Source organism: Oryzicola mucosus, from assembly GCF_014534685.1.
Classification (GTDB): domain Bacteria; phylum Pseudomonadota; class Alphaproteobacteria; order Rhizobiales; family Rhizobiaceae; genus Oryzicola; species Oryzicola mucosus.
In genome coordinates, this window is sequence record NZ_JACVVX010000005.1 from 107,563 (window position 1) to 123,452 (window position 15,890).

The following is a 15,890-nucleotide window of genomic DNA, read 5'->3' on the forward strand; positions in this document are numbered from 1 at the left end:
CCTGGCGCCCCTCCGCAGGTAAGAAGTATCAATGCGTGTCATCATCTGCGGAGCCGGACAGGTCGGATACGGCATCGCCGAGCGGCTTACAGCCGAAAAGAACGACGTGTCGATCATCGACACCGCGCCCGAGCTGATTCACGCCGTGCGCGACTCACTCGATGTGCGCGGCTTCATCGGCCATGGCGCGCATCCGGACGTGCTGGAGGCCGCGGGCGCCGAAAACGCGGATATGATCATCGCCGTCACCTTGTACGACGAGGTCAACATCGTTGCCTGCGAGGTGGCGCATGCGCTGTTCAATGTGCCGATGAAGATTGCCCGCATTCGCGCGCAATCCTATCTGCGGCCGCATTACCAGGACCTGTTCTCGCGCGACCATCTGCCGATCGACGTCATCATTTCGCCGGAGCTCGAAGTCGGCGACATGGTTCTGCGACGCATTTCCTTCCCCGGCGCAACCGATGTGGTGCGTTTCGCCGAGGACAAGATCCTCATGGTGGCGATCGAGTGCCGGGATGACTGCCCGGTCATCAATACGCCGCTGTCGCAACTGTCCGAACTGTTCCCAGACCTTCCGGCAACAGTGGTCGGGGTCAACCGCGCCGGCAAGGTGTTCGTGCCGCATTCCGCCGACCAGTTGATGGCAGGCGATCTCGCCTATGTCGTCAGCTCGAAGGATCAGGTGCGGCGCACGCTCGGCCTGTTCGGCCATGACGAGCAGGAGGCAAACCGCATCGTTATCGCCGGTGGCGGCAATATCGGCCTCTATGTCGCCCGCACGCTGGAGCAGCGGCAGAGCCGCACGACGGTGAAGATGATCGAGGCCAATCGGGAGAGGGCGGTGAAAACCGCCGACGAGCTGCGCAAGACCGTGGTCCTGCATGGCAGCGCGCTCGACCAGCGGCTGTTGTCGGAGGCCCATGCGGAAGATGCCGATCTGATGCTGGCTTTGACCAACAACGACCAGGTCAACATTCTGTCCAGCGTCATGGCCAAGAGCATGGGCTGCAAGTCCAATCTCGCGCTGATCAACAATCCCGCCTATCACGACCTCGGCCGCACGCTCGGCATCGATGCACACGTCAATCCGGGGCAGGTGACGGTGTCGCGCATCCTGCAGCATGTCCGCCGGGGCCGCATCCGCGCCGTCCATTCGATCCAGAAAGGGGCCGCAGAGATCATCGAAGCGGAGGCGCTGGAGACCTCGCCGCTGGTCGGCACGTCGCTGCGCGACCTCGACCTGCCCGACGGCATGCGCATCGGCGCGATCTACCGCGACGGAGCCGTGATCAAGCCGAACGGAAATGTCCGCATCAAGCCCAAGGACCGGGTGGTGATCTTCGCGCTCAACCGGGCGGTCAAGCAGGTCGAACAGATGTTCCGTGTCAGCCTGGAGTTCTTCTAGCCGGGAATTGAAGACAGGCGCGAACCATGGCGCGCCGGACGATGAGGGAAAGAAAGATGCCGCGCATTGCCTATGTGAACGGACGCTATGTCGCTCATGCCGACGCCGCCGTGCATATCGAGGACCGGGGCTACCAGCTTGGCGACGGCATCTATGAGGTCTGCGAGATAGCGCACGGCCAGGTCGTCGACATGACACGGCATCTCGACCGGCTGGAGCGTTCGCTGCGCGAGCTGTCGATGCGCGCGCCGATGTCGCGCAAGGCGCTTTCCGTCGTGCTGCGCGAGGTCATCAACCGCAACCGCGTGCGCGACGGCATGGTCTATCTGCAGGTCACGCGCGGCGTGGCTCCGCGCGATCACGCCTTTCCGTCCGACTCGGTACAGCCGGCGCTGGTGGTCACCGCCAAGCGGATGGACCGCGCGGCCGGCAGCCGCCGCGCGGACACCGGCGTGAAGGTCATCACCGTGCCGGACAACCGCTGGGACCGCGTCGACATCAAGACGACGGGGCTTTTGCCCAATGTCATGGCCAAGCAGAAAGCCAAGGAGGCCGGCGCCTACGAGGCATGGTTCGTCGACGCGAAAGGCGAGGTGACGGAGGGCGCTTCGACCAATGCCTGGATCGTCACCAAGGACGGCATGTTGGTCACCCGCGCAGCCGAGCACGGCATTCTGCGCGGCGTCACCCGCACCACGGTTCTGGATGTGGCGAAGCAGCTCGGCCTCAAGGTCGAGGAGCGCGGCTTCAGCGTCGAGGAGGCCAAGGCAGCGCGCGAAGCCTTCCTGACATCGGCCACCAGCCTGGTCACGCCGATCGTCGCCATCGACGGTACGACGGTGGCCAACGGACATCCCGGCTCGGTAGCACTTTCCTTGCGTCAGGCTTTTTTTGACGTTGCGGAAAAGACTCCGGCCTGATAACCGCTGAAGGGAATAGGCTTAACGAGGGTCTAATTCGACTTGCCGCACGACGCGGCAAGGGGGTGGTTTGCGTTCTTGACATGTGCCGATTTCTTTGGCGCATTGGGGGCGCAACCGGGATCGGCGAAAGAAAAACAATGGCGGAACGATCGCAAAATCTTCAGGACCTGTTCCTGAATTCAGTACGCAAGACCAAGAATCCTCTGACGATTTTCCTGATTAACGGCGTGAAATTGACGGGAGTGGTAACCTCCTTCGACAATTTCTGTGTGTTGCTTCGCCGTGACGGACATTCGCAACTTGTCTACAAGCATGCCATCTCCACGATCATGCCGAGCCAACCGGTTCAGATGTTCGATGGCGAGGAAAGCCAGGGCTGATTGACGCGCGAAGATAAGGCGGCGCCCGACAAGGGCGACTCCGGCGGAATAGCAAGCAGCAAGACCGGCGCCACCAAGGCGGTGGTCATCGTGCCTGTGCTGACCCGCTATCAGCAGCGGAAAGAAGACGAGTCGAGCCGGCCGCGTTTGGCGCGGTCGTCCGATGCGCGCCGCGAGGAGGCTTTGGGCCTTGCGCTCGCCATCGATCTCGATCCCGTCCACACGGCTGTCGTGACCATCAACGACCCGCGCCCGTCGACGCTTCTCGGCGCCGGCAAGGTCGAAGAATTCGCCACCATCGTCAAGGACACGCATGCCGAGCTGGTGATCGTCGATCACCCGCTGACGCCGGTGCAGCAGCGCAATCTCGAAAAGGAACTCAACGCCAAGGTGCTCGACCGCACCGGGCTGATCCTCGAGATTTTCGGGCGACGCGCCCGCACCAAGGAAGGTACACTGCAGGTCGACCTGGCCCATCTGAACTATCAGAAGGGCCGCCTGGTCCGGAGCTGGACCCACCTGGAACGCCAGCGCGGCGGTGCCGGCTTTCTCGGCGGTCCCGGCGAAACCCAGATCGAGGCCGACCGCCGCATCCTGCAGGACAAGATCGTCAAGCTGAAGCGCGAGCTGGAGACGGTGCGGCGCACGCGCGACCTGCATCGCGCCAAGCGGCGCAAGGTGCCGTTTCCCGTGGTTGCCATCGTCGGCTACACCAATGCCGGCAAGTCGACCCTGTTTAACCGGCTGACCGGCGCCGGCGTGCTGGCCGAAAACATGCTGTTCGCAACGCTCGACCCGACGCTGCGCCGGGTGCGCCTGCCGCATGGCACGCCGATCATCCTGTCCGACACGGTGGGCTTCATCTCCGACCTGCCGACGCATCTGGTCGCTGCCTTCCGCGCCACGCTGGAAGAGGTGGTGGAAGCCGATCTGGTGCTGCATCTGCGCGACATTTCCGATCCCGACACCGCCGCCCAGGCCGAGGATGTCGAGCGCATCCTGTCCGACCTCGGCGTCGACGCGACCGATGCCGAACATGTCATCGAGGTCTGGAACAAGATCGACCTGCTCGACGACGGCAACCGCGAACGTCTTCTCGACGAGGCGGGCAGCGCGAAGCACGCGCCTGTCGCCGTTTCGGCGGTCACCGGCGAGGGGCTTCCGGCACTGACCGCACTGATCGAACAGCGGGTCTCAGGCGAGCTGGAAACGATCGAGCTTTCGCTGTCGCCTGACCAGCTTGGCCAGCTCGACTGGCTCTATCGCAACGGCGAAGTCGTCTCACGCACCGACAACGAGGACGGCAGCGTCAGCCTGTCGCTCATGGCCACCAAGAGCGCGCGCGAGGAAATCGAAGCAAAGGTCATCGGCAAGCGATAGCGTGGTTTTGTTATCCGCGTAGATCGTCGACCAATTCCGGATGCTGATCGAGAAGCCGCAGCAGTTGGCTGGTCGGTCCGCTGGGCTCGACCAGGCCGCGCTCATATTTGTCGAACGCATTCTCGCCGACCTTCAGCAGTCCGCCAGCTTCGCGCTGTGACAGTTTCAGCTTTTTACGAACCCGGCGGATAGTGGATGGCGACGGGATGCCTTCGATATCTTCTTTCAAGGACCGCAGAGCGTCATCCGTGATGGCCATGTCATTGCCAACATGGATACCCTCATCGCCATGCTCGGGGTAGTAGCCGGGGAGGTCGACAGTCACGGACTTGCCCTTATACGTAACCACGAAAGGTCGAACCCCGCGGCGCAGGGTCTCTCCCGATTCCGGGGAGATCATGGTATTTGGAAGAGGATCTTTACTCTGGGCCATCGTCATTTCTCCTTGAACGACATCACCCTGAACTCGGTAATGATGTCCGCCTGGAATTTCACGTAGAGGATCAAGTCGCGGGCCGGAACATGGTAGACATCCTGCCAGACGCGATGATCGGAAAAAGTCGTCATCGACTTGAAGAACATCGACCGCTCGATACTTGCGATTGTCACGATCACTGCGTGCCGGTCGAATCCCAGCCCGATTGCGTCCCGAAGAGCTGATGACGTCATCGCAAGCGTCTCTGCCGATCCGAGAACGGTACGGATCGCGTCAAGATCGTAAGTTGGACGCCTTTTCTCCATCGGCTAAATAGTGCCACCATTAAGGTGGCGAAGCAAGAGCAGCCTAGTCCCCCGCCTTGGCCTTCTGCCAGAGCGCTTCCATCTCCTCCAGCGTCGCGGCTTCGAGCGTGCCGCCGCTGTCGACAACGGCTTTTTCCACTGCATGGAAGCGGCGGCGGAACTTGTCGTTGGTGCCGGCCAAGGCAGCCTCGGAATCGAGTTTGAGATGGCGTCCGAGATTGACCAGCGCAAACAGCACGTCGCCGAATTCGTCCTTGATCGACGCCGAGTCGCCCTTGGCCATGGCTTCGCGCATCTCGGCGATTTCCTCTTCGATCTTGTCGAGGATGGGAGCGGCTTCGCCCCAGTCGAAACCCACCTTCGCGGCCTTTTCCTGAAGCTTCAGAGCGCGGGTGAGAGCCGGCAGGTTGACCGGCACGCTGTCCAGAAATCCCTTGCCGTGGTCTTCAGGATCGAGCCCGCGTGCAAGGCGTGCCGCGCGCTTTTCGGCGCGTTCTTCTGCCTTGATCCGGTCCCACATGCCCTTGGCCATACCAGCGCCGCGCGCCGTCTCGTCGCCAAAGACATGCGGATGACGGCGGATCATCTTTTTTGTGATCGCTTCCACAACATCGCCGAACGCAAAATCACCGGCCTCTTCAGCCATCTGCGCGTGGTAGACGACCTGGAGCAGCAAGTCGCCGAGTTCGTCGCGCAGATCGTCGCGGTCGCCGCGCGCAATCGCGTCGGCCACCTCATAGGCCTCCTCGATCGTGTAGGGCGCGATGCTCTTGAAATCCTGCTCTATATCCCACGGACAACCGCTCTGCTTGTCGCGCAGCGCGGCCATGATCTCGATCAGGCGGGAAATGTCTTTGGAAGGCTTCATCGCCGGATAGTACATCCAGACGGGGTCGGCGCGCCTGCCGGACGGCGGCGTTGTCCACAGGGTTGTTGGCGCGCAAAGCCGTTGACGCGGGCGGATGACGGGAGCAGGAAGAGCCATGCTCAACATTGCTTTCGTCGCTGTCGGCGGCGCCATAGGCGCTACGCTTCGTCATCTCATCAACGGCCTTGCGCTCAGGCTGCTCGGCCCCGGCTTTCCATGGGGCACCATGGCGGTCAACATCGTCGGCGCTTTCGTCATGGGCGTGTTCATCGAGATGCTGACGCGGCGCTTCGGCGCGTCGAACGAGTTGCGCTTGTTCGTAGCCACCGGCATTCTCGGCGGCTTCACCACCTTCTCGTCCTTTTCGCTCGATTTTGCCGTTTTGTGGGAACGCGGCGCGGCTCTTCCGGCGCTCGGCTATGCGCTGGCGAGCGTGATCGGCTCCATATTGGCGCTGTTTTTGGGATTGTGGCTCGCAAGAGCGGTCGCATGATGCTATCTGGCCGGTTTGAGAGAACAGGCGAATACGATGGCAGGCGTCGAACAGATCAAGGTTGAACCCGGTGAATCCGGCATGCGGCTCGACCGCTGGTTCAAGACGCATTTTCCGGGGCTGGGCTTCGGGCATTTGCAGAAGCTGCTGCGCTCCGGCCAGATCCGCGTCGATGGCGGCCGGGTGAAGGCCGACACGCGCGTCGAGCCTGGTCAGCTCGTCCGCATCCCGCCGCTGGAAGTGGACAAGAAGGGCGCCGATCAGATGACCGGCCACAGCATCCGCCACCAGGACGACGCCGACGTCCTGGCCAAGATGCTGATCTATGAAGATCCCAAGGTGTTCGTCTTCAACAAGCCCGCCGGCCTCGCCGTGCAGGGCGGTTCCGGCGTGTCGCGCCATGTCGACGACATGCTCGAAGCCTGGCGCTCCAAGAAGGGCGAGAAACCGCGCCTGGTGCATCGGCTTGACCGCGATACATCGGGCGTCCTGGTCGTGGCGCGGACGCGTCTGGCGGCGATGAAGCTTGCCGAATCCTTCCGTCACCGCGAGACCAAGAAGACCTATTGGGCGCTGGTGAAGGGTGTACCGCCCAAGCGCGAGGACAAGATTTCGACCTGGCTGATCAAGGAATCGACCATCGACGGCGACCGTATGCGTGTGGCCGATCACGGCGAGAAGGGCTCGGATCACGCCGTCACCTATTACCGCGTCATCGAGCAGGCCGCCCGCACCATGACCTGGCTGGAGATGGAGCCCTATACCGGCCGCACCCACCAGCTTCGCGTCCATGCCGCCCATATCGGCTGCCCGATCATCGGCGACCCAAAATATTTCGAGGCCGACACCAATTGGGATTTCCCCGGCGGTCTGCAGAACCGGCTGCACCTGCATGCCAGGCGCATCGTCATTCCGCATCCCGACAAGGGCACGATCGACGTCACCGCGCCGATGCCGCCGCATATGCGCCAGAGCTGGAACCTGATCGGCTTCGACGAGGCGAACGCGGAGCCGGAATGAAGCTCGTTCTTTTCGATTGCGACGGTACGCTGGTCGACAGCGCCGGGATCATCCATGACTGCATGGTCTCGACCTTCCGCGAAGCCGGCCTGCGCGAGCCGGACATGGCCGAGACAAAGGGCGTTATCGGCCTGACGCTGAACCTTGCCATTGCGCGCCTGCTGCAGCGCGCGCTTGATCCTGAGATCGAGCATCTGACGGCGCGCTACAAGTACAATTTCCAGGCGCATCGCCTGCTGCCGGGTTTCCACGAGCCGCTCTATGACGGCATCGCGCCGCTGCTCGAAAGCCTTGCGCGCCGCGATGACATCCTGGTCGGCATGGTGACGGGCAAATCGCGCCGCGGCGTGCAATCCGTGTTCGCCACGCATGGCTTCGGCAGCCAGTTCATCGCCGTCCGCACCGCCGACGATTGCCCGTCCAAGCCGCACCCGGCGATGGTTCTGGAATGCTGCGCTGATACCGGCATCGATCCGGCATCGACAATCGTGGTCGGCGACGCCATTTATGACATGCAGATGGCACGCAGCGCCGGTGCTAAGGCGCTCGGCGTCGCCTGGGGCTATCACCACGCCGAGGGCCTGACGGCCGCCGGCGCCCACGCAATCCTGCATGCGCCTGCCGATCTGGCGGCCCATCTCGGAGAGGAGACCCGATATGCGTGACATTCTCACCGATCTCGACGCCGGCTTCGTGTCCGATCCCGATCCGGTGCGCCGCGCGCAGATCCAGATGCGCACGCCGCTGCCCAAGCGCTTCTACAAAGAGGCCGGGGTGGCCGAGACCGAGCACGGCTTCGCCGTCCAGCTCGACGGCCGGCCGGTGCGCACGCCGGGCAGGGCGGTTCTCGCGCTGCCGACCCACGCCGCCGCCACGCTGGTCGCGCAAGAATTCGCCGCGCAGGCCGAGCACATCGATCCTGTATCGATGCCGGTGCTGCGGCTGGTCAACACGGCCATAGACGGCGTCGCCGACGACCCGCAGGCAGTGCTGGAAGATATTCTGCGCTTCGCCTCCACCGACATGCTCTGCTACCGCGCCGACAGCCCGGAACGGCTGGTGCAGCGGCAGAACGACATCTGGGACCCCGTGCTTGACTGGGCGCGCTCAGCGCTCGGCGCGCGTCTGGTTCTGGCCGAAGGCGTCATGCATGTCGAGCAGCCCCGCGAATCGATCGCAGCACTCGGCGTCCATCTGTCCCTGCGCCAGGAGCCGCTGCGACTGGCCGCGCTTCACCTCATGACCAGCCTGACCGGCTCGGCGCTTCTGGCGCTGGCGGTGGATTTCGGCGAACTGACGGGCGACGAAGCGTGGCTGGCCGGCCATGTCGACGAAGACTGGCAGATCGAGCAATGGGGTCATGACGCCGAGGCGGTGGCGCGCCGGGCCGCCCGCAAGCGCGACATGATGGCGGCCGTCGCCCTCCTGGAAGCGCTCAAGGCTTGAGATCAGAAATCCGGCAATAAAAAACGGCCCTGGGGGTCTCCCGGGCCGTTCACAGGCAAGCGTATGGTACAGTCAGTGGCTGCGGCTGGGATCGTCCTTGTCGAGCGCTGCCTCGTGATACCATCCGTCGATATCCACGAAATCAGCCGAGCGGCGGACGAGCAGGTCCGTGACCGGAAGGCACTGGCCCTGGAAACGATCGGCGGTTGGACGCGTCCGCTTCGGGAACGCGAAAATCTTGGCCGACTCTCTCTGAATGTTTGCAGTCATGTCGGTTCTCTCGGTTCGGTGACGTTAAGTCTGTGTACCTTGAATCCGATATAGGGCATGCACGTTATTTGTGCAATATGCCTTAAAAATTATCAGTTTATGCCTATTTTTTAGACTCGACTTTATCTGCTGAATCCTCAGGCAATATTGGGCTAATTTTTGGGCAGGATGTTTTTGCAGAATCGGATTCCGCCTTGTCGGTAAAACGCCGCACATCGATTACGGTTGCATTTTTCATCGATTTTCCAAAAGCTTATAGGAATAGAGCCGAAATCTCGCGGTGTTTTTCCAGACTGGCACGCTCATTGCTTAACAAGGGAGGGGTCGGTCCACTGAGACCGGCATACGCGTCCAGCGTGTCCAATTTCTTTGAACTGGTTTACGAGAGGCCGGCATGACTAAGTACAAACTCGAATATATCTGGCTCGACGGGTACACCCCGGTTCCGAATCTGCGCGGCAAGACGCAGATCAAGGACTACGATGAGTTCCCGACGCTGGAGCAGCTTCCTCTCTGGGGTTTCGACGGCTCGTCCACGATGCAGGCCGAAGGCCGTAGCTCTGACTGCGTGCTGAAGCCGGTTGCGATCTATCCCGATCCGGCCCGCACCAACGGCGCCCTGGTGATGTGCGAAGTGATGATGCCCGATGGCGTCACGCCGCATTCGTCCAACGCCCGCGCGACCATCCTTGACGATGAAGACGCCTGGTTCGGCTTCGAGCAGGAATATTTCTTCTACCAGAACGGCCGCCCGCTCGGCTTCCCCGAGCAGGGCTATCCAGCGCCGCAGGGTCCGTACTACACCGGCGTCGGCTACTCCAATGTGGGTGACGTTGCTCGCGAGATCGTCGAGGAACATCTCGACCTCTGCCTCGCCGCCGGCATCAACCACGAAGGCATCAACGCCGAAGTGGCCAAGGGCCAGTGGGAATTCCAGATCTTCGGCAAGGGCTCCAAGAAGGCCGCCGACCAGATCTGGATGGCCCGCTACCTGTTGCAGCGCCTGACCGAGAAATACGGCATCGACATCGAGTATCACTGCAAGCCGCTCGGCGACACCGATTGGAACGGTTCGGGCATGCACTGCAACTTCTCGACCAAATATATGCGCGAAGTCGGCGGCAAGGCCTATTTCGAAGCGCTGATGGCGCAGTTCGAAAAGAACCTCCACGCCCATATCGATGTCTACGGCCCCGACAACGACAAGCGCCTGACCGGCAAGCACGAGACCGCCCCGTGGAACAAGTTCTCCTATGGCGTTGCCGACCGTGGCGCCTCGATCCGCGTTCCGCACTCCTTCGTCAAGAATGACTACAAGGGCTATCTGGAAGACCGTCGTCCGAACTCGCAGGGCGACCCCTACCAGATCGCTTCGCAGGTCCTGAAGACGATCTCGGAAGTTTCGACGGAAGCTTTCGCCAAGGCCGCTGCGTAAGCGCACCGCGAGCTAGATAAAAAGCCCGCCGGGACTTTCCCTGGCGGGCTTTTCTTTTGTCCGCAAACGCTCAGAAAATGTTTGCCGTCGGCAGCCCGAGCGCGGTGGCTCCCGCATATTCCGACTGCGGGCCGGACTGCATCGGATGGTAGCGCGCGCCCTGAATGTCGCGGAACCGGCGCTCCAGGCCCTGGTCGCGATAAAAACCCGCGCCTCCGGCCAGTTCCATTGCAAGCTCCACGGCCTTGATCGCGTTCTCCGCCACCAAATTCCGCCCGATCATCACCTCGTTGACCGTGTCGGCCGATGGCGCGTTGCGCTCCACGGTGTCGAGCATCCATCCATGGGCCAGTTGCGCGGCGCGCAGGGCGGTGTCCATCCGCCCGGCAAGCGTCAGCGTGTGCTGCGTTTGGCGCTTCTTCCTGGCAAGCTCGATGGCGATGTCACGTGCGCTCTCGGCGACGCCGAGATAGGCGGCGTAGATCAGCGGAAAGGCAACTGTCGCAATGACCTGGAACAGTGGATGCCATTCGCCGGCGGTGCGGGTGACGGCTACGCTGGTGTCCGGAACGAAGAGGCCTTCGATCAGCACGTCGTTCGAGCCTGTGCCGCGCATGCCCAGCGTGTGCCAGGTGTCGAGCACCTTCACCTCCGGTGCCTTCATCGAAACCGGGAAATGGATCACCATGTCCGGCCCGCCGTCGCCCTTGACCACGGCCGTCGTCATCAGCACGTCGCCAGCTTCGGCGCCGGAGGTGAAAACCTTGCGCGCGGTGATGCTGTAGCCGTTCTCAACCTTGACGGCCCAGCCGGAGCCGCCGATCCAGTCGGACCCGCCGCTCGACAAGAGAACGATGCGGTCATTGGCGATCCGCTTCAGCAACGGCTCGACGGCCGCGACTTTCTGATGCCGCCACCGCCATGCGGGAATCGCCACCTGATGGGTGTGCATGGCAAAGGCCAGAGCGGTCGATCCGCAATGGTGGGCGATCTCACGCAGCATGCCCGCCAGGTGCCGGACATCGGCGCCGCCGCCGCCCAGCTCAACCGGCACGCCGGCCTCGATCAGCCCGGCCTTTTTGAGATCGGCATAATTGTCAGCGACGAAACGGTCATTGTCGTCATGCGACGCGGCGCGGTCGGCGAAATTCGGCCCAAGCGCGCGGACGACAGTCATCAGATCGTGGCCGGGTGTATCGGCCGTTTCCGTCAACAACGGATTGGTCATGGTCTCCTCCTTCTGGGATCGTGATGCAGGCAGGTTGGCGCAATCCTCACATCGCTTCCAGTTCACGAACTGTACTGGTCGTGCCCTGTCGGCGCTGGCATCCCCCAATCGAGCTGCTTGGCAGGGAGGCTCCAGAGGCGTATCCTTACTCTGCACGATGTCTGAGGAGGACATGGCGATGGAGGAGCGCGGAGGCTACGGTCAGTTCTGCCCGGTCTCCATGGCTGCGGAAGTTCTGTGCACGCGCTGGACGGCTCTGGTGATCCGCGAGCTTCTCTGCGGCACGACACGTTTCAATGATCTTCGCCGCGGCGTACCGCGAATGTCGCCGGCGCTCCTTTCGAAGCGGCTGAAGGACCTCGAGAAGGCCGGCATCATCGTCGCCGTGCCGCGCGGCACAGGTGCGGTCGAATACCATCTGTCGCCGGCCGGCGAAGATCTGCGACCGATCATCATGAGCCTGGGCTTCTGGGGCCAGCGCTGGGTGGAATCCGAACTTTCCCTGAAAAACCTCGATCCGTCTCTGCTGATGTGGGACATGCGTCGCAACCTGAACCCGGAGCCGTTGCCGCCCGGACGCTGCACGATTCAGTTTCAGTACCCGGAACTGCCGGATTCGCGGCAGAATTGGTGGATGGTCATCGACGGCGGCGAGGTCGATCTGTGCGGCTTCGATCCCGGTTATGAGATCGACCTTCTCGTGCGCAGTTCGCTGAAGACCATGACCGCGATCTGGATGGGTTTCGTGAAAATCCCGCAGGAGCTTTCAGCCGGCCGCCTGGAACTTGAGGGCGATCGGCAGGTGGCGGGCGCCATGCAAAAATGGCTTTCGCTCAGCCCCTTCGCGCCGGAGCCGAGACGAGTGGCTTGAGGCCGGGCGGAGCTTGTTGAGCGTCGTAATTTTCAAAAAAATTTTGAGAAGAAAGAAATTTATAATAAAATATTCATCGCACAAAAATCGCAGTATGTTTCCCAAAAATTCTAATTAAAGAAGTATTTAATAAATAAATTAATAACATAAAATTTTGTTTAACTATAAATTTTTTCTTTAATATCCTTAGCAATATTTGTAAAGGATTCAAAAAAATCTGGTTCGAGAATATCTTTGATTTCAAACGACGGCCAGCTGGTGAGTTTTTTTGTAGAGCGGAGCGTAGATGTTGGCATGGCATGTAACTTATCAATTAATATCTGCCGTGACTGCTCCGTTGTAAACGCTTTTGTGTTTGCTAGATAACTTAAGGCTGTCTCAATTCTGCCTGAACTTCGACGTATAAAGAAAGGCCAAGCCGGCCTTGCATCAGGCTGAGGCACATTGGCGAAAACCGAATCCTGGCTCTCTGTCAGCCCAACGACAAATCCATTTTGCCTAAACCAAGACATAATTTGCATTGCCCCTGCTCGATAAGGCTCGCCAAACTTTGCTGCCAACATTTCGAGCCATTCCGTTTCAGAGATTGAAGCTTTGGGCTCCGTGACAGCTTTTGCAAGAATTGCTCTTTCGGTCTGTCCAACCAATTTTGGAACCAAAGTTCGCACACCGGTACTGCTGGTAAATTGCTCGATCTCAACTGCCAGAACTTCAGCAGGACGCATCTGCTCATTCAAAAATTCGACGATTCTGGCAAGTTCCTTTGGAATTCGGTCAGCTACGAAAAGCATCCTAACGCGTCCGGATTTTAGATTCGCTTCAACCGCTCGCCAAAACGTCTCTGGATCGGTTCCATCAAGAAAATCGGATAACGCACTATCTGGCTGCAACCCTGCATGAGTAGCTGTCCGGTGAAAAGCTTCTATCAAACGCTCAATAGGCCAGTACGCTACGCCGTTTGCTGCATAGTCCAACATTTGCGCGACAACCTCACGTCTTGATCGCGTATCGCTTGCCTGTTTCACTTCCACAAGAACTGGGACGCCTTGGCGGTCCAGGAACAGGTGGTCGAGCGACCATCGTCGTGAGTTGTCATCGGAATCCGGTACAGGCTGTTCGCGCTGGACAAGGAGAAGTCGCCCCTCGGGACCTGAAGCGGACCTTAGGAGACTGGGATGATCTGCAAGCAGCCGCTGAAACAAGTCCTCGGAACTGTAGGCTGTGCGCGTCAACTCGGTGAGCGAGTTGTCTGGGCCAATAATAAATATATTAGTCATTTCACCGCACCTCCAAAGTCAATCCGACGTTCACAACGCTACCTTGCTTGTCGCGAGCAGTCATTATTTCGGTGTAGCAACCCAAACGAAACGAGAAAGGTTGGAATAGAGCGTCAAAAAAAACCCGGCGGATTGCTCAGCCGGGGTTTTGTTCGTCAACATCCCAACGGTCGATCAGACCGAATAATACATGTCGTATTCGACGGGATGCGGGGTCATTTCGAACCGCATGACCTCGGCCATCTTCAACTCGATATAGGCGTCGATCTGGTCGTCGTCGAACACGCCGCCGGCCTTCAGGAAGCCACGGTCCTTGTCGAGGTTCTGCAAGGCTTCGCGCAACGAACCGGACACGGTCGGGATTTTCTTGAGTTCCTTCGGCGGCAGGTCGTAGAGATCCTTGTCCATCGGCTGGCCGGGGTGGATCTTGTTCTTGATGCCGTCGAGGCCGGCCATCAAGAGCGCTGCGAAAGCGAGATACGGGTTCGCGCCCGGATCGGGGAAGCGGACCTCGACACGCTTGGCCTTCGGGTTCGTTCCGAACGGAATGCGGCACGAAGCCGAGCGATTGCGCGCGGAATAGGCAAGCAGGACCGGAGCTTCGTATCCGGGCACCAGACGCTTGTAGGAGTTGGTCAGCGGGTTGGTGAAGGCGTTGACCGCCTTGGCATGCTTGATCACGCCGCCGATGAAATACAGGCAGCTTTCCGACAGGCCGGCATATTCGTTGCCTGCGAAGGTCGGCTTGCCGTCTTTCCAGATCGACATATGCACGTGCATGCCCGAACCGTTGTCGCCGAAAATCGGCTTCGGCATGAAGGTGGCCGTCTTGCCATAGGCGTTGGCGACCTGGTGCACGACATATTTGTAGAGCAGCATCTTGTCGGCGTTGCGTGTCAGCGCGTCGAACTTCACGCCGAGCTCATGCTGGGCGGCGGCCACCTCGTGGTGATGCTTTTCCACGCGCACGCCCATTTCGGTGAGCACGGTCAGCATTTCAGAACGCATGTCTTGGCAGCTGTCGATCGGCGGAACCGGGAAATAACCGCCCTTGACGCGCGGACGGTGGCCGAGGTTCCCGGTCTCATAGTCGGTGTCGTCGTTGGACGGCAGTTCCGTCGAGTCCAGCTTGAAGCCCGTGTTGTACGGGTCGGCTTTGTACTTGACGTCGTCGAACACGAAGAACTCGGCTTCCGGGCCGACGAAAATGGTATCGCCGATGCCTTCCGCCTTCATATAGGCTTCGGCCTTCTTCGCGGTGCCGCGCGGGTCGCGATTATACGCTTCGCCGGAGACCGGATCGAGAATGTCGCACAGGATGACCATGGTTGACTGCGCAAAGAACGGATCCATGTGGACAGTCTCAGGGTCGGGCATCAGCACCATGTCGGATTCGTTGATCGCCTTCCAACCGGCGATCGAGGAGCCGTCGAACATGACGCCGTCGGCGAACATGTCCTCGTCGACCTCGGCGATATCCATCGTCACATGCTGAAGCTTGCCCTTGGGATCGGTGAAGCGCAGGTCAACGAACTTCACGTCGTTGTCCTTGATCTGCTTCAGGATGTCTTTGGCTGTCGTCATATTTTTCGTCCCTAGTGTGGTGATGCTGTCAGTCTACCGAATGGAACCGCGCTTAGATAGCGTCGATGCCTGTCTCTCCGGTACGAATGCGCACGACTTCTTCGATATTCGACACAAAAATTTTGCCGTCGCCGATACGGCCGGTCTGCGCTGCCTTGCGAATCGCATCGATGGCCGCCTCGACGCCTTCGTCGCCCAGCACCACCTCGATCTTCACCTTGGGCAGGAAGTCGACGACATATTCAGCGCCACGGTACAGTTCGGTATGGCCCTTCTGCCGACCGAACCCCTTGGCCTCGGTTACGGTGATGCCTTGGAGGCCGGCTTCTTGCAGAGCTTCCTTCACTTCATCGAGCTTGAACGGCTTGATGATCGCTTCGATCTTTTTCATGCGGTTGAATGCCTCCTCGTCGGTTCTGGCGGGCCCGCCGACCCTGCTGACCGGAGTTAAGCAGGAACCGTGCCAGTTGCCCAGCCCCGCAATGGCATCGCTCGAAACCGGCGAATTTCGGCGCAGACTGGATGTTTACCACCGGCATGACTGCGTTATGGCGCGGTTTGATGCA

Annotated in this window: 19 protein-coding genes; 10 read left to right on the top strand and 9 right to left on the bottom strand. The window is 60.5% G+C overall.

Annotated features, from left to right (window positions below; all coding sequences use genetic code 11):
* Window positions 1-31 precede the first annotated feature (31 nt).
* The 4 genes from trkA to hflX all read left to right on the top strand — a co-directional run bounded on the left by trkA (window position 32) and on the right by hflX (window position 4,091).
* Window positions 32-1,408, top strand: a complete 1,377-nt coding sequence (gene trkA / locus ICI42_RS16380; RefSeq protein ID WP_188165672.1) for a Trk system potassium transporter TrkA — start codon at window positions 32-34, stop codon at window positions 1,406-1,408.
* Window positions 1,409-1,464: 56 nt separating this feature from the next.
* Complete coding sequence (locus tag ICI42_RS16385; protein WP_188165673.1) at window positions 1,465-2,328, top strand: D-amino-acid transaminase; 864 nt, start codon at window positions 1,465-1,467, stop codon at window positions 2,326-2,328.
* Between the two features lie 140 nt (window positions 2,329-2,468).
* Entirely contained in the window at window positions 2,469-2,711 is a 243-nt protein-coding gene (gene hfq, locus ICI42_RS16390; RefSeq protein ID WP_188165674.1) for an RNA chaperone Hfq, read from the top strand.
* Between the two features lie 48 nt (window positions 2,712-2,759).
* Window positions 2,760-4,091 carry a GTPase HflX gene (hflX, locus tag ICI42_RS16395; RefSeq protein WP_330999191.1) on the top strand — a complete coding sequence of 444 codons (1,332 nt, stop codon included), beginning with the start codon at window positions 2,760-2,762 and terminating at the stop codon, window positions 4,089-4,091.
* Window positions 4,092-4,101: 10 nt separating this feature from the next.
* Here the strand turns inward: hflX and ICI42_RS16400 are convergent, their stop codons facing one another.
* From ICI42_RS16400 to mazG, 3 genes are read right to left on the bottom strand one after another with little or no spacing between them, the layout of a single operon-like run.
* Window positions 4,102-4,524 (bottom strand): type II toxin-antitoxin system MqsA family antitoxin, encoded by a 423-nt coding sequence (locus ICI42_RS16400; RefSeq protein WP_188165676.1) that lies wholly within the window; start codon window positions 4,522-4,524, stop codon window positions 4,102-4,104.
* A gap of 2 nt (window positions 4,525-4,526) precedes the next feature.
* Window positions 4,527-4,832 carry a type II toxin-antitoxin system MqsR family toxin gene (locus tag ICI42_RS16405; RefSeq protein ID WP_188165677.1) on the bottom strand — a complete coding sequence of 102 codons (306 nt, stop codon included), beginning with the start codon at window positions 4,830-4,832 and terminating at the stop codon, window positions 4,527-4,529.
* A 43-nt stretch (window positions 4,833-4,875) separates the two neighbouring features.
* A complete protein-coding gene (gene mazG / locus ICI42_RS16410; RefSeq protein ID WP_188165916.1) occupies window positions 4,876-5,700 on the bottom strand; it encodes a nucleoside triphosphate pyrophosphohydrolase in 825 nt (274 codons plus the stop codon).
* A gap of 115 nt (window positions 5,701-5,815) precedes the next feature.
* Between mazG and crcB the strand changes: the two genes are divergently transcribed.
* Genes crcB through ICI42_RS16430 form a run of 4 tightly spaced genes read left to right on the top strand, consistent with a single transcriptional unit; the run spans window position 5,816 to window position 8,659 of the window.
* Complete coding sequence (gene crcB / locus ICI42_RS16415; RefSeq protein ID WP_188165678.1) at window positions 5,816-6,193, top strand: fluoride efflux transporter CrcB; 378 nt, start codon at window positions 5,816-5,818, stop codon at window positions 6,191-6,193.
* 36 nt (window positions 6,194-6,229) lie between these two features.
* On the top strand, window positions 6,230-7,213 hold the full coding sequence (locus ICI42_RS16420; RefSeq protein ID WP_188165679.1) for an RluA family pseudouridine synthase: 984 nt from the start codon (window positions 6,230-6,232) through the stop codon (window positions 7,211-7,213).
* Window positions 7,210-7,878: an HAD-IA family hydrolase gene (locus tag ICI42_RS16425; RefSeq protein WP_188165680.1), complete on the top strand. Its 669-nt coding sequence runs from the start codon at window positions 7,210-7,212 to the stop codon at window positions 7,876-7,878. The genes ICI42_RS16420 and ICI42_RS16425 overlap by 4 nt, the downstream gene beginning before the upstream one ends.
* Window positions 7,871-8,659, top strand: coding sequence for an ATP12 family chaperone protein (locus ICI42_RS16430; RefSeq protein WP_188165681.1), 789 nt, complete (start codon window positions 7,871-7,873; stop codon window positions 8,657-8,659). Before ICI42_RS16425 ends, ICI42_RS16430 begins: the two co-directional genes overlap by 8 nt.
* A gap of 72 nt (window positions 8,660-8,731) precedes the next feature.
* Here ICI42_RS16430 and ICI42_RS16435 read toward each other — a convergent pair whose 3' ends face one another.
* Window positions 8,732-8,929 (bottom strand): DUF2735 domain-containing protein, encoded by a 198-nt coding sequence (locus ICI42_RS16435; protein ID WP_188165682.1) that lies wholly within the window; start codon window positions 8,927-8,929, stop codon window positions 8,732-8,734.
* A gap of 103 nt (window positions 8,930-9,032) precedes the next feature.
* On the bottom strand, window positions 9,033-9,167 hold the full coding sequence (locus tag ICI42_RS23975) for a hypothetical protein (RefSeq protein ID WP_269140783.1): 135 nt from the start codon (window positions 9,165-9,167) through the stop codon (window positions 9,033-9,035).
* 156 nt (window positions 9,168-9,323) lie between these two features.
* Here ICI42_RS23975 and ICI42_RS16440 point away from each other — a divergent pair, with 156 nt between their 5' ends.
* Window positions 9,324-10,364 (top strand): glutamine synthetase beta-grasp domain-containing protein, encoded by a 1,041-nt coding sequence (locus ICI42_RS16440; RefSeq protein ID WP_188165683.1) that lies wholly within the window; start codon window positions 9,324-9,326, stop codon window positions 10,362-10,364.
* Between the two features lie 70 nt (window positions 10,365-10,434).
* On the opposite strand, the gene ICI42_RS16445 is transcribed toward ICI42_RS16440, so the two are convergent.
* On the bottom strand, window positions 10,435-11,541 hold the full coding sequence (locus tag ICI42_RS16445) for an acyl-CoA dehydrogenase family protein (protein ID WP_407945179.1): 1,107 nt from the start codon (window positions 11,539-11,541) through the stop codon (window positions 10,435-10,437).
* Between the two features lie 229 nt (window positions 11,542-11,770).
* Between ICI42_RS16445 and ICI42_RS16450 the strand changes: the two genes are divergently transcribed.
* Window positions 11,771-12,463, top strand: coding sequence for a winged helix-turn-helix transcriptional regulator (locus tag ICI42_RS16450; protein WP_188165685.1), 693 nt, complete (start codon window positions 11,771-11,773; stop codon window positions 12,461-12,463).
* Between the two features lie 158 nt (window positions 12,464-12,621).
* On the opposite strand, the gene ICI42_RS16455 is transcribed toward ICI42_RS16450, so the two are convergent.
* The 3 genes from ICI42_RS16455 to ICI42_RS16465 form a co-directional block, all read right to left on the bottom strand.
* Complete coding sequence (locus ICI42_RS16455; RefSeq protein ID WP_188165686.1) at window positions 12,622-13,740, bottom strand: PDDEXK family nuclease; 1,119 nt, start codon at window positions 13,738-13,740, stop codon at window positions 12,622-12,624.
* Between the two features lie 174 nt (window positions 13,741-13,914).
* On the bottom strand, window positions 13,915-15,324 hold the full coding sequence (gene glnA, locus ICI42_RS16460) for a type I glutamate--ammonia ligase (protein WP_188165687.1): 1,410 nt from the start codon (window positions 15,322-15,324) through the stop codon (window positions 13,915-13,917).
* A gap of 52 nt (window positions 15,325-15,376) precedes the next feature.
* A complete protein-coding gene (locus ICI42_RS16465; RefSeq protein WP_188165688.1) occupies window positions 15,377-15,715 on the bottom strand; it encodes a P-II family nitrogen regulator in 339 nt (112 codons plus the stop codon).
* Between the last annotated feature and the right edge of the window lie 175 nt (window positions 15,716-15,890).

Coding starts and splice junctions, on each gene's coding strand:
- trkA (WP_188165672.1), top strand. CDS start 32: ATGCGTGTCATCATCTGCGGAGCCGGACAGGTCGGATACGGCATCGCC.
- ICI42_RS16385 (WP_188165673.1), top strand. CDS start 1,465: ATGCCGCGCATTGCCTATGTGAACGGACGCTATGTCGCTCATGCCGAC.
- hfq (WP_188165674.1), top strand. CDS start 2,469: ATGGCGGAACGATCGCAAAATCTTCAGGACCTGTTCCTGAATTCAGTA.
- ICI42_RS16400 (WP_188165676.1), bottom strand. CDS start 4,524: ATGGCCCAGAGTAAAGATCCTCTTCCAAATACCATGATCTCCCCGGAA.
- ICI42_RS16405 (WP_188165677.1), bottom strand. CDS start 4,832: ATGGAGAAAAGGCGTCCAACTTACGATCTTGACGCGATCCGTACCGTT.
- mazG (WP_188165916.1), bottom strand. CDS start 5,700: ATGAAGCCTTCCAAAGACATTTCCCGCCTGATCGAGATCATGGCCGCG.
- crcB (WP_188165678.1), top strand. CDS start 5,816: ATGCTCAACATTGCTTTCGTCGCTGTCGGCGGCGCCATAGGCGCTACG.
- ICI42_RS16420 (WP_188165679.1), top strand. CDS start 6,230: ATGGCAGGCGTCGAACAGATCAAGGTTGAACCCGGTGAATCCGGCATG.
- ICI42_RS16425 (WP_188165680.1), top strand. CDS start 7,210: ATGAAGCTCGTTCTTTTCGATTGCGACGGTACGCTGGTCGACAGCGCC.
- ICI42_RS16430 (WP_188165681.1), top strand. CDS start 7,871: ATGCGTGACATTCTCACCGATCTCGACGCCGGCTTCGTGTCCGATCCC.
- ICI42_RS16435 (WP_188165682.1), bottom strand. CDS start 8,929: ATGACTGCAAACATTCAGAGAGAGTCGGCCAAGATTTTCGCGTTCCCG.
- ICI42_RS23975 (WP_269140783.1), bottom strand. CDS start 9,167: ATGAAAAATGCAACCGTAATCGATGTGCGGCGTTTTACCGACAAGGCG.
- ICI42_RS16440 (WP_188165683.1), top strand. CDS start 9,324: ATGACTAAGTACAAACTCGAATATATCTGGCTCGACGGGTACACCCCG.
- ICI42_RS16445 (WP_407945179.1), bottom strand. CDS start 11,541: ATGACTGTCGTCCGCGCGCTTGGGCCGAATTTCGCCGACCGCGCCGCG.
- ICI42_RS16450 (WP_188165685.1), top strand. CDS start 11,771: ATGGAGGAGCGCGGAGGCTACGGTCAGTTCTGCCCGGTCTCCATGGCT.
- ICI42_RS16455 (WP_188165686.1), bottom strand. CDS start 13,740: ATGACTAATATATTTATTATTGGCCCAGACAACTCGCTCACCGAGTTG.
- glnA (WP_188165687.1), bottom strand. CDS start 15,324: ATGACGACAGCCAAAGACATCCTGAAGCAGATCAAGGACAACGACGTG.
- ICI42_RS16465 (WP_188165688.1), bottom strand. CDS start 15,715: ATGAAAAAGATCGAAGCGATCATCAAGCCGTTCAAGCTCGATGAAGTG.